A 12116-nucleotide genomic window follows, 5' to 3' on the forward strand; every position below is an offset into this window, starting at 1 on the left:
ATATAAAAAACCGGGCATGGCCCGGTTTTTTTGTATCTAAATTATAGCGCTAGCTTTGATGTTGATTGATAATTAGTGCTGGAAATCAGTGTGATATAGCACCCAATGCCACTATTGTTTGTTGTTTATAAAATGAGTGATGGCAGTGTATGTTTGCTCACACTCTTTTTTTGCCAGATCCTCCAGGTTGAGATAGGCGTGGGGCATATTGTCCAGGTGAAGGTGCTGGCAGGGCACGTCTGCTAACTTCAAGCGTTCTAAGTAGCTGATACCGTCGTCCTTTAGGGGACAAAAGCCCGCAGTAACAATTAAGGTCTTAGGGTGGCTATCGGTGATGTTACCAAATAGAGGGGAAACCTGCTTCCGATCTTCGTTATGCTGTAGGTACTGATTGAAGTACCATTCGATTTTGTTCGTTTCTAATATATACCCCTTACCATTATCAATAAGCGAGTCTGCCGCAAAAGTGTAATCAAGGCTTGGATAGATCAAAATAAGCTTTTCTATTATCGGTGGAGTATTTGTTGTCTCTTGAATAACGGTTGCTGCCATTGCAGCACCAGCTGAATCACCGATTAACGTTATATGTTCAAGGTAACTAACTTTTAATTTATCTAGCGTGGCGTAAAGGTTTTTTAAACTACTCGTGGCATCTTGAATGCCGGCCGGGTAAGGGTGCTCGGGAGCTAGGCGGTAATCGATACTGACTACGATACATTGGCAGCAGTCAGCCAGTTTCCGGCAAATGGGATCGTAGACATCAATATTGCCACACATATGCCCGCCACCATGAATAAACAGGATGACAGGTAAAGGCAAATCCAACATAGGTTGATATACACGGCAAGGAATAGCCGTGTGACTGATAGTGGAATCTGTAATGTTTGCTATAGGTGGGATATCCGTAACGAACTGTATGGTAATGTTCGCCAGCCCCAAGCGTGCCAGTTCAGGAGTTGGTTTGATGCCGGCCTGTTCTGATTGGGCTACTATGAGGTTAAATTGTGTTAGCCAGGTCTGAAGCAGGGGGGGGAGCGTAGGCATCATGGTTTCCTTGTCTGTTGGCCCCTTCAATTTCAGCAACGCGTTTGATGAGGTAATCCTTGAAGTTTGCACAACGGGCCGGCATATATTTACGAGGCTTGAAGTATAGGTTGAGCTCAAACTCGCTACTGACATAGTTCTTTAAGACGGGGATTAAGTTGCCTTTGGCGATATCTGAATCGATCAGGCTATATGGGAGATATGCAACCCCACCACTGGCCAGTGCAATATTCTTAAGGATTTCACTGTCATCAGCTTCTACGGTTTGCGCAATTTCGACGGAGTTAGATTCACCGTTGAGCTCAAAAATCCACTTGTTTCCGCCAACTAAGGTGGTGGCATATAGGCAGAGGTGCTGCTTGAGATCATCTGGGACAATCGGCTCACCGAATTGCTTAATGTAGTCTGGTGAACAGCAGGCTGTGAGCGGCTCCCGCAGCAGTGAACGTTTTACCAGTAAACTGTCTTTGTCTTGAAAGCCGCGATAGGTTGCATTAGCCCTGATAGCAAAGTCAACGTCATGCACATGGTCGACTTCAAAGGCTGTTTCAATTACCACAAAGTTAATGGATGGGTGCGCCTGAAGGTACTCACCGATGATCTGGCTTAAATAGTGCTTGGCAAATAAAGGTGTACTTGCGATTTTTATGGTGCCTTTATCTTCATTGCTCATATTCTGAACTTCATTGAAAATATCGTCTATTTCTGTATGAATCAGGCTAAAGCGATCATAGAGACGCTGACCAGCCTGGGTGGGACTGATCTTCCTTGTCGTTCGTTTTAGCAAGCTTACTCCCATATTTTCTTCCAGCTCGTTAAGCCAGCGGCTAGCAGCTGAAGCCGATATACCATTTTGTTTGGCAGCGACACTGATAGAGCCTGAACGTATGACATGAAGAAAAAAGACAACCTTGTCGAGCATTTTCTACCCTGATTAATTATTAGCCACTCTCAATTTATAGCAAACAACCACCTTGAAAACCAATGAAATAGCGGTTACACGAATGTTATGGTGGCTTTTTCCCTATTACGCAAATGTGATTTGCAACAATGTTGGTAATAATTTTGCATAGTTCATCTAAGATATGTAGACATGAAGTGAGTTAGTGATGATTTGTGTTTCCCAGCACACTAATCGTGGTTCACTTTTTGGTATTTATACCGTTGATTGGTATTAAGGATGAGGGAAATGATGCTAAAAGACAAAATCTGTATTGTTACCGGCGGAGCACAGGGAATTGGGCGCTGTATTGTAGAAACCTTTGCAAAAAATGATGCGAAAATGGTGTTTGCCTGTGATATGAATGCTGCGGTGATGGCTGATCTGGAATCGCAGTTTGCCAATGTTCGCGCTGTCGAGCTGAATGTCTGTGACCGCTCAAGTATTGCCCACTTTGTGGAGCAAGTTAAAATTGAGTTTGGTCGAATTGATGTGTTGGTAAATAACGCAGGGGTTACCCGCGATAACCTGATTGAAAAAATGACAGAAGATGAGTGGGACCTGGTTTCTGATGTTAACCTAAAGGGTGTATTCAATATGACCCAGGCTGTCGCCCCTGTCATGATGGAGTATGGTTCAGGTTCAATTGTTTCCATGTCTTCTGTTGTAGGTACTGATGGGAATATAGGGCAAAGCAACTATGCTGCGACCAAGGGCGGTGTTATTGCTATGACCAAAGGCTGGTCGAAAGAGTTTTCTCGAAAGGGAGCCAAAATTCGCGCGAATTGCATAGCCCCTGGTTTTATTGAAACCCCGATGACCGTCAACCTGCCCACCAAATTGTTGGATTTCATGAAGGGCAAAACGTCGTTACAGCGGATGGGAAAACCAGAAGATATTGCAGAAGGCGCTTTGTTCCTGGCTAGCGACCGTTCATCATTTATTACTGGGCAGACTTTGAAGATTGATGGTGGCTTGGTCATTTAAGCGAAATCGTAGCTGTTTTAGAAGCCATCAGGTGCAGTACCTGGTGGCTTTTTGATGGTGGGGGGAGACGTATTACCATTTCATCATTGGGGCAGGGTTGAGAGGTTCCTTTTTAATCTGCTTCCATATAAGTTGCATCAAGCGCTTGTGAAAGCCCGCATTGGGCAGTGCCTCTTTAACTTCATCGATGAAAGACTTAGATACGCCGTTCTTGATCAAGCCTAACGAGAAGTCGACCAGATCAGCACGCCGGAACCATTCAACTAAAGGGTAGCGTTCATCTTTAAACGGCCTTACTTTATGGTGTTCATTGATAATGAGTTCGATCTCCTCTGTCCAGTCTTCCAGACCGTTAGCCTTGAGGTACTCTCGAGCCTGTTTTAGCGATGGGGGAAGGTAATCCACGGTGTTGTCACTCCAGATCCCAATATCGTGAAATGCAGCGGCAATAATGAGTTTTTTGCGCTCTTCTTTACTCGGAATGGTTAAATAAAAACAGAAATTCAGCATTCTGGTGACATGGTTTTTATAGCCAACGTAATCATCACCTATTATAGGCTTCCAGGGCTCTAAAATTTCATCGAGTAATGGGATTTGAGTTTCGACTGGCATCGGATCTCCTTCAGCTTATTGGTGAATGTGAATAGATAAGCTAATTATTGGCCACGTTAGGACTTTTCACTAAAGTAAAACGGGTATTAGAGAAGGTAAAGCTGATGTAGCCAGCTTTGCTTACTTTAAAGCGCGATTGTTACTGAACCCTGTGAGGCTGTACGGGGCAAGCTGTATCGACTTGAATGTGTGGTAAAAATTGTACGCACAAGAGCATTTTTTCGACAGATGGGTTTGAAGATAAGCTGCTGTTAACATCTCTATCAATAGGTGTTTGATCACAGGAAGTATTGAGCGCAGTGCAACGAAGTTTGACAAAGTGGGGGGGATACCAATTGATTGCCCGGCAGCATGAAATAAATGACAAAAATACTATACAAAGCAATAAATACTGGTAGTATTGTCCTCGGCCTGTAATCAGACCTATTTATATGAAATACAAAATTATGCTATTAGAACGCTTCTCTACATCTGCTTTACCAGTTAGTGTCATGAAGTTTCCTTTCATAATTATTCCTCACATAAGTAATTCTTTTCCCGGCTATACACGCATTATGCGAATTATTTGTTAAAAAATTAGGATATAATCATGTCTAAATCAACTGGTATCGTTAAGTGGTTCAACGAAGAGAAAGGTTTCGGTTTCATCACTCAAGACAACGGCGGTGCTGACGTATTCGTTCACTTCCGTGCTATTGCTTCTGAAGGTTTCAAGACTCTTGCAGAAGGTCAAAAAGTTGCATTCGAAACTGAGCAAGGCCAGAAAGGTCTTCAGGCAGCTAACGTAGTTAAGCTGTAATTCGAAGATTTATCTTTGAATGAGAAAATGCTGGCCTAGGCCAGCATTTTTTATACCTAGAAAATCTTGTCATTATTTGTGCAAACGAACGCTAACTAGCAATTGTTTTACAGGTGAGTTGGCTACCTTGCTATTGAGCCATAGAAACTGACAGTTACTGCGTCTTCAACGCTGTATAGAGCCATTCATAAATTTCATCCCAAGATGTGGATCCGCCATCCAGCAAGCGTCCTAACATTCCACCTAGCAACATATGATAAATCTGCTTTGCTTTCGTATCTCCCACATAGAGAGTGATGAGCCCTAAGTATCTTTTTTCCGCTAATTGCATTTGCTCATTTTCGCGAACTTGTACGTTATTCATCCCCCGAGTGAAGTCCAGCACTAGCCCTAGCTCACCCGCAAATCGCTGCTCGATTATTTGCATGAGCGATAGTAACGCTTTTATGCGTTCTTCTAGTGGCGCATCTAAAGGCGGTGCTGATGATTCCATTTCTTTTTGAGTTATCGTCATCAGGCTGGCGGAAAACAATGCATCTTTGCTCGGAAAGTAATGGTAAAGCGCACTTTTTGATATGCCGAGTTCTTGAGCAAGCTGCCTCATCCCAAGGTTTGAGTAGCCATGTTGTAAGAATAGGTGTGCAGCTTGCTTTGCAAGCGATTGCTTATACTGATTGTGATCAACGATTTTAGGCATAGTCACTCCTTTTTAGTCCAGTCGGACTATAACCCCTTGTTGAAGTGTGGGCAAGGTGATAGCTTAATAGTCCACTTGGTCTAAAAAGGATGTGTTCTTTCTGAACCAATATATAGTCAGTCTGAATGTCGTGACTGAAGAGTACTGAAATCGCTGGGAAAGGAGTAAACGATGACAATTAATTGGAATTACCCAAAGCCACGGGCAGGTATGGCAGGCACAATCGATCAGCTTTTTGGCCCAGGGGCAACACGCGCAGAGGTATGTCTTCAAACGATAATACCCGTAGTCGCGGTAATCGCTTCTTTGTTATACGCAGCCTGGATAGATACTGGTTGGTCCTTGCTTCAACAAATTGTGTGTGCGCTTCTTGCTTTTGACATTATGGGTGGCATTGTGACTAACGCGACTTCAAGTGCAAAGCGTTGGTTTCATCGAGCAGGGCGGGGAGCAAAGCAACATATGTGTTTTGTTCTGGTACATTTAGTCCACCTTACTGTTATCTCCTGGCTTTTTCTCTCTTTCGATTTACTCTGGATTGTAATTACGGGTGTATACCTTGTGGTCGCCGCACTTTGTATCACAAGCTCAGCGCTATATTTGGAAAGGCCTATCGCGATGATTTTTTATGCAGGTTCGTTGCTGATAATTATCTATGGATTAGAGGCACCCATTGGCCTTGAGTGGTTCCTGCCGTTGTTTTATATCAAGTTGCTATTAAGCCATCTCCCCAAAGAAGAACCGTATCGTCCTGTTGGAGAGTTGTAATACTGTTTTAAAAAGACAAATTCCGGACTGACGCCCGGAATTTAATATTGATATGTTTTACCGATAATTATCTTAGTGACTTTACACTGTCACGTTCAACAAGGGTGGGTTCAAGTTGAATGACTTGGTTGGTCTCGCGTTTGCTCTGAATTTTATCCAGCAGGGTATCGACGGCCTGCTGGCCGAGCCGGTGCTTAGACTGGTGTATCGTCGTCAGGGATGGCGTAATGTATTTTGCCAGTTTGATATCATCGTAGCCGACAATAGACAGATCATCCGGAACGGATATCCCTTTTTTGTGTGCGATATTGATCACTCCCATCGCCATCATGTCGTTACAGACAAATAGGGCAGTAGGAAGTGGGCCTCGTTCATAGATTTTATTAAAGGCGATCTCGCCGCCTTCACATTCAAAACTGCCAGAAGCAATCCAGCTTTTGTTGATTTCCAGGCCGGCCTCTTCCATCGCCTGGACAAAGCCTGACAGGCGTTGCTGGGCTGGAAGTTTATCCAAGGGGCCAGTCAAGCAACCGATTTGTTTATGGCCCTGTTCAATGAGGTGGCGGGTTGCCAGATACCCACCGTGATGGGAGTTATCTTGAATTTTGTCACTTGGAAAATCAATGGGTCCCCAGTCCATCACCACGGTCGGGACCGGTTGGTGGCGGGCAAAAAGATCGAATTCTTTTTCTTCTACTTCACTGCACATCAGCAGTAGGCCATCGACACGTTTTTGAAGCAGGGTGTCAAGGTTCGAGTGCATACGTTCGACATCACCTTCGGTATTACACAGGATCAGGTTGTAACCTTGTTGGTAGCATCGGCGTTCGACGCCTTTTACTACCTCACCAAAGAAGGGGTTAGTCGATGTCGTCACTAGCATGCCAAAAGTGCGAGTGTGATTCACTTTAAGGCTGCGGGCAAGGGCTGATGGTGCGTAGTTTAATTCTTCTACTGCAGCCTGCACCCGGACTGAAATATCCTCACTGACGAAGCGAGTCTTATTCAGTACGTGGCTGACCGTGGAGGTGGATACCCCGGCATGTTTTGCAACATCTTTAATTGTCGCCATTGAGTTCTCCCTGACACATACCAGAATTCTGGTATTAGCCTATATACCTTGAGCATAGCTATATAGGCGATAAACTGATTAGTGCTCTATCAGAAAGCGTTCCACTTCTCTGCGGTGTGGAATGGAAGTCTGAGCACCCATACGTGTAACTGAAATTGCAGCAGCGGCATGAGCAAAACGAATCGCTTTTTCCAATACTCGACCTTCCTGCATCGCGGTAAGTAATGCACCGTTAAAGGTATCACCGGCAGCTGTGGTGTCTTTAGCATCAACGCGGAAACCAAGTACTTGCTGGCCTTCACCGCTCTGGCTGATCCACACACCTTGGCTGCCGAGAGTGATCATTACCTGCTTGATACCTTTGGCATGCAGTACATCAGCCGCTTTTTGTGCTGAGGCCATATCTTCAACTTTTACACCCGTCAGCAGTTCTGCTTCAGTTTCGTTTGGTGTAATCATATCAACAAGTTGCAATAAGTCATCTGATAATGACTGAGCAGGGGCAGGGTTGAGAACGACACGTGTACCGGACTGCTTGGCGACCTTGGCTGCTGCTTCAATTGTTTCGATAGGGGTTTCAAGCTGCATTAGCAGGGTGTCGGCATTCTCAATCAAGTGATGATGAGGTTCAATGCGTGCCGGGCTGAGGCAAGCATTGGCCTCAGCTGAAATACAAATGCTGTTTTCGCCCGTTGCGGCAACTTGGATCATCGCAATGCCCGTCGGCACACCTTCTTCGATCATTACTGCTTCGGTGTTCATACCTTCTTTAGCAAATACTTCGCGCATCTCATGGCCAAAGCTGTCATCGCCAACGCTTGCGATGAAAGCAATATCAGCGCCAAGGCGAGCTGCAGCAACTGCCTGATTCGCCCCTTTACCACCAGGAATAACACAATAGCTGTGGCCATGTAACGTTTCCCCTGGACGCGGGAAAGAAGCTACTTGCAATACATGGTCAGCATTGACGCTACCAAGAACAACTAATTTATTCATATCGGGACCTTTATAACTTTACGTTTGCCGTTTTTATCTGGCCAAAATGTATGGGTTAGCATGACGTTTTGTGAACGGCTGCTAAACGATGCATTTTGGTTAAAGGAAGCGGGAAGCGTGGGCGCTTTGCTTCGTGAGGCGAGGAAGAAGCGAAAACTATTGACTGTGGATTAAACTATCAAAGATTGTTCTCGCTTCTCGCTTCTCGCTTCTTGCTATTACTCAGTAACCACTTTCAGTGGAACTGGGATGCTCGCTTCAACCTGCTCGCCTTTTAGCATCTTGTCAGCAGTTTCAACACCTAGCGCACCGATTAGATCAGGCTGCTGGGCGATTGTTGCACCTAGCTTACCGCGTTTAACGGCAGCAATACCGTCGTCTGTGCCATCGAAGCCAACGATTAGTACGTCCTTGCCTGATGCTTGAACTGCACGTAATGCACCTAGTGCCATTTCATCGTTCTGTGCAAATACCGCCTGAACGTCTGGGTTAGCGGCCAGCATGTTTTCCATTACGTTAAGGCCTTTGGTGCGGTCGAAGTCTGCTGGCTGGCTTGCTAGCAGGTTCATATCGTTATCTTCAACAGCTTTCATGAAACCTTGACCACGCTCACGGGCCGCAGAGGTACCAGCGATACCTTCTAGCTGGATAACGCGTGCTTTTTCACCCACTTTTTCCATGATGTATTTACCCGCCATTTCACCACCTGCAACGTTATCAGAAGCAATGTGGCTGACAACTTCACCACGGCTTGCACCACGGTCTAGCGTCAGGACAGGGATATTAGAGCGGTTAGCCATGCGAATCGCGTTAGAAACTGCATCGGAATCTGTTGGGTTGATTAGAATTGCCTTCACACCACGAACTGTAAGATCTTCGATGTTAGAAAGCTCTTTGCTCGGGTCGTTTTGTGAATCAAGAACAATCAGCTTATAGCCTAGCTCATGTGCTTTTGCCTCTGCACCTTCCTTCATGGTGACGAAGAATGGGTTATTTAGCGTTGAAACAACCATTGCCATGGTGTCTTGCGCGGCAGCTGTTGTGCTGAATGAAGCGGACAATACAGCGGCAGAGATTAGGGTTGCTAACTTTTTCATTCTGTTTTCCTTTCTACATATGTCGGGTTGGTTGCGGGCAGAGGGGGACTGCCCGCGTTGCTAGTAATTACCTAGCTACAGAGGGTTACTTATTTTTGTTATCTACCAAGACAGCAAGCAAAATTACGACTGCTTTTGCAATCATTTGGTAGTAGGATGATACGTCCAATAGGTTTAGTGCGTTGTTCAGGAAGCCGATGATTAGAGCACCAATCAGGGTACCCATGATTCGACCTTTACCACCTGCCAGGCTGGTGCCGCCAAGCACTACCGCAGCAATCGCATCCAGCTCGTATCCCATACCAGCAGTAGGCTGTGCCGAAGATAGACGAGAGGTGACGATAATGCCTGCCAAGGCTGCTAACAGGCCGCAGATTGCATAGACGCCAATCTTGACGCGATCTACATTGATACCTGAAAGACGAGTTGCTGATTCGTTACCGCCAAGTGCATAGATATAGCGACCGAAGCGAGTATGGTTCAGTAGGTACCAAACTGCTGCGAAGACAATAACCATCAGCCAGATTGGAACTGGAATGCCCATTGCGTAGCCAGTACCAAACCATGCAAAGCTGTCTGCTACGTCAGTGAAACCAGTAGAAATTGGTCGACCGTCGGTGTAAACCATAGTGACACCACGAAGTAGGGTCATGGTTACCAAGGTTGCGATGAAGGCCTGCACTTTACCCTTGGCAATAATCACACCACTGATAGCACCCAGGGCTGCACCAGCGAGTAGGGCGGTTGGTACAGCAATGAGTACCGGAATTTCCAGTCCGATCATTGTTGCTGCGAAGGCGCCACACAAGGCCAGTACTGAACCGACACTCAGGTCGATACCAGCAGTCAGGATAACCAGTGTCATACCCACAGCGATAATGGCATTCACCGAGGTCTGACGCAGGATGTTCAAAACATTGTCGACGGTAAAGAAGTTCGGGTTAAGGAAAGACACCACTACGATCAGGAATACCAACGCGATCAGTGATTTCTGTTCAATTAGCCATTCTTTGGTAAATAGCTTATTGCTACCGGTTTCTTGTGTTTTGGTCATAGCGTTGGTGCTCATGCTGCTACCTCGTTGATTTGTTTACCTACAGCGCAGGCTAGTAGTTTTTCTTGATCGGCATCAGAGGCCATAAACTCACCGCTGATATGTCCTTCATGCATAACCATAATACGGTCACTCATACCGAGTACTTCAGGCATCTCTGAAGACACCAGGATGATACTCATACCCTCGGCTTTGAATTTGTTGATTAGTTGATAGATTTCTTTTTTCGCACCAACATCGACACCACGGGTTGGCTCATCAAGGATCAGCACTTTGGGTCTGGTCATCAGGCCTTTGGCGATAGCCACTTTTTGCTGGTTACCACCCGACAGGTTGCCAATGATTTGGTTACGGGTCGGTGTTTTAATATTGAATAGGCGAATAAAATCTTCGACGGCAGTGACTTCATCAAAATGATTGAGCTGAACACCTTTCGAAAGCTGATCCAGTGAGCAGATCGACATATTTTCTTTTACCGATAAACCCAGGATCAGGCCGTCACCTTTGCGGTCTTCCGAGATATAGGCGATGCCGTTGGCCAGACCGTCCTGCGGGCTGATTGGGTTAATGGTTTTGCCATCAAGAATGACATTACCGGATTTGCGGGTGAGGGCACCGTAAATCACTTTCATCAGTTCGGTACGACCAGCGCCCATCAGGCCGGAGACGCCCAGAATTTCACCGCGGTCTAAGGTAAAGCTCACGTTGTTCACACCAGGGCCACAGAGGTTTTTAACTTCCAGGCAAGTTGTGCCGTGCTGAACATCAATTCGAGGGTACTGCTCGTCAAGGCGGCGGCCCACCATCATTTCAATCAGGATATCTTCATCGATATCGGCAACCTGGCGTTCGCCAATGAACTTACCGTCACGAAGTACCGTAATACCGTCACAGATTTCGAAAATTTCTTTTAAGCGGTGTGAGATATAAACAATCCCGCAGCCTTCATCACGTAGTTCGTTAATGACCTTGAATAGAGATTCGGTTTCGGTGTCTGTCAGGGCATCTGTTGGTTCATCCATAATGATGACCTGAGATTTGAACGACAATGCTTTGGCGATTTCAACCATTTGTTGTTCACCTAGGCTTAGCTCACCCAGTAACTGGCGAGAGCTATGCTTGACATTCAGGCGCTTGAGCAGGGCATCGGCCTCACGGTACATCTCAGACCATTTGATCCCACCAAAAGCATTGGTTTTTTCACGGCCAAGGAAGATGTTCTCGGCGATAGTCAGTTCAGGGATCAGGTTAAGCTCCTGGTGGATAATGCTAATGCCTGCTTCCTGAGAGTGACGAGGGCCGTTAAAATTGACTTGTTCGCCCTGGTAGCGGATTTCACCCGCATCCATGGCATAGATACCGGTGAGTGCCTTCATCAAGGTCGACTTACCTGCACCATTTTCACCCATCAAAGCCATTACTTTGCCTGGGTAGACATTCAGGCAAGCATTGTCGAGTGCTTTCACACCCGGGAACGCTTTCTCAATGCTTTTTAATTCTAATATTGGCTGTTCCATGTTAGTTCCTTGCAACTAAGCAGAAGAGTAGGGTGTTAGAACACTACGCCGGCCTGGAAAATCACATTGGCGTAAGGTGTACACTCGCCGGTGCGGATCACCGCTTTGCTGTTTTGGGTGTGTACTTTGAATGCCTCGTGGCTGACATAGGAGATGTTGATTGATTTGCCGCACAGCACCTCTTCGTTGCGGATGAGTTCAATTAGAGCCTGATGATGGTCTGGACTCACCTGCTGAAATTCTTCGGCCACCACAACCCCTTCAATCTGCATTTCGCCAAGTACTGCTTTCACGGTATCAACAAAAGTGGGTACGCCAGGAATAAGTGCAAGATCGATACGTTGTGTTTCATCAGGAATGGGTAGCCCAGCATCACAGATAGTGACTTCGTCGGTATGACCTAATGTCGCGACGATGTAAGACAATTCAGCATTGATGAGTGCGCTTTTTTTCATGGGTTGCACCTTATTAATTCATGGTGGTGATGCGTTGTTATAGCCTGCCTTGGCTTTTCTTTCCGTGCTGTTTTTTTA

General features: G+C 45.9%; 13 protein-coding genes. 3 read left to right on the forward strand and 10 right to left on the reverse strand.

Annotation, left to right across the window (positions count from 1 at the left end; translation table 11 throughout):
- Window positions 1–111: 111 nt before the first annotated feature.
- Window positions 112–1047 carry an alpha/beta hydrolase gene (locus AC51G0_RS26580; protein WP_496302573.1) on the reverse strand — a complete coding sequence of 312 codons (936 nt, stop codon included), beginning with the start codon at window positions 1045–1047 and terminating at the stop codon, window positions 112–114.
- A complete protein-coding gene (locus AC51G0_RS26585) occupies window positions 998–1966 on the reverse strand; it encodes a LysR family transcriptional regulator (RefSeq protein ID WP_496302574.1) in 969 nt (322 codons plus the stop codon). The genes AC51G0_RS26580 and AC51G0_RS26585 overlap by 50 nt, the downstream gene beginning before the upstream one ends.
- Before the next feature lie 270 nt (window positions 1967–2236).
- On the opposite strand from AC51G0_RS26585, the gene fabG reads away from it, so the two are divergent.
- Window positions 2237–2971, forward strand: a complete 735-nt coding sequence (fabG, locus tag AC51G0_RS26590) for a 3-oxoacyl-ACP reductase FabG (protein WP_496304215.1) — start codon at window positions 2237–2239, stop codon at window positions 2969–2971.
- A 72-nt stretch (window positions 2972–3043) separates the two neighbouring features.
- On the opposite strand, the gene AC51G0_RS26595 is transcribed toward fabG, so the two are convergent.
- Complete coding sequence (locus tag AC51G0_RS26595; protein ID WP_496302575.1) at window positions 3044–3583, reverse strand: HD domain-containing protein; 540 nt, start codon at window positions 3581–3583, stop codon at window positions 3044–3046.
- A 589-nt stretch (window positions 3584–4172) separates the two neighbouring features.
- Between AC51G0_RS26595 and cspE the strand changes: the two genes are divergently transcribed.
- Complete coding sequence (cspE, locus tag AC51G0_RS26600) at window positions 4173–4382, forward strand: transcription antiterminator/RNA stability regulator CspE (protein WP_496302576.1); 210 nt, start codon at window positions 4173–4175, stop codon at window positions 4380–4382.
- 154 nt (window positions 4383–4536) lie between these two features.
- Here the strand turns inward: cspE and AC51G0_RS26605 are convergent, their stop codons facing one another.
- A complete protein-coding gene (locus AC51G0_RS26605) occupies window positions 4537–5079 on the reverse strand; it encodes a TetR/AcrR family transcriptional regulator (RefSeq protein ID WP_496302577.1) in 543 nt (180 codons plus the stop codon).
- Between the two features lie 171 nt (window positions 5080–5250).
- On the opposite strand from AC51G0_RS26605, the gene AC51G0_RS26610 reads away from it, so the two are divergent.
- Complete coding sequence (locus tag AC51G0_RS26610; protein ID WP_496302578.1) at window positions 5251–5847, forward strand: hypothetical protein; 597 nt, start codon at window positions 5251–5253, stop codon at window positions 5845–5847.
- Between the two features lie 67 nt (window positions 5848–5914).
- On the opposite strand, the gene AC51G0_RS26615 is transcribed toward AC51G0_RS26610, so the two are convergent.
- The 6 genes from AC51G0_RS26615 to rbsD all read right to left on the reverse strand — a co-directional run bounded on the left by AC51G0_RS26615 (window position 5915) and on the right by rbsD (window position 12038).
- Entirely contained in the window at window positions 5915–6919 is a 1005-nt protein-coding gene (locus tag AC51G0_RS26615) for a substrate-binding domain-containing protein (protein ID WP_496302579.1), read from the reverse strand.
- 78 nt (window positions 6920–6997) lie between these two features.
- Entirely contained in the window at window positions 6998–7915 is a 918-nt protein-coding gene (rbsK, locus tag AC51G0_RS26620) for a ribokinase (protein WP_496302580.1), read from the reverse strand.
- Window positions 7916–8133: 218 nt separating this feature from the next.
- Window positions 8134–9012, reverse strand: a complete 879-nt coding sequence (rbsB, locus tag AC51G0_RS26625; RefSeq protein WP_496302581.1) for a ribose ABC transporter substrate-binding protein RbsB — start codon at window positions 9010–9012, stop codon at window positions 8134–8136.
- 85 nt (window positions 9013–9097) lie between these two features.
- Window positions 9098–10081, reverse strand: a complete 984-nt coding sequence (gene rbsC, locus AC51G0_RS26630) for a ribose ABC transporter permease (protein WP_496302582.1) — start codon at window positions 10079–10081, stop codon at window positions 9098–9100.
- A complete protein-coding gene (gene rbsA, locus AC51G0_RS26635) occupies window positions 10078–11583 on the reverse strand; it encodes a ribose ABC transporter ATP-binding protein RbsA (protein ID WP_496302583.1) in 1506 nt (501 codons plus the stop codon). The genes rbsC and rbsA overlap by 4 nt, the downstream gene beginning before the upstream one ends.
- Before the next feature lie 35 nt (window positions 11584–11618).
- Window positions 11619–12038: a D-ribose pyranase gene (gene rbsD / locus AC51G0_RS26640; protein ID WP_496302584.1), complete on the reverse strand. Its 420-nt coding sequence runs from the start codon at window positions 12036–12038 to the stop codon at window positions 11619–11621.
- Window positions 12039–12116 lie beyond the last annotated feature (78 nt).

Source organism: Photobacterium sp. HL06, from assembly GCF_059552575.1.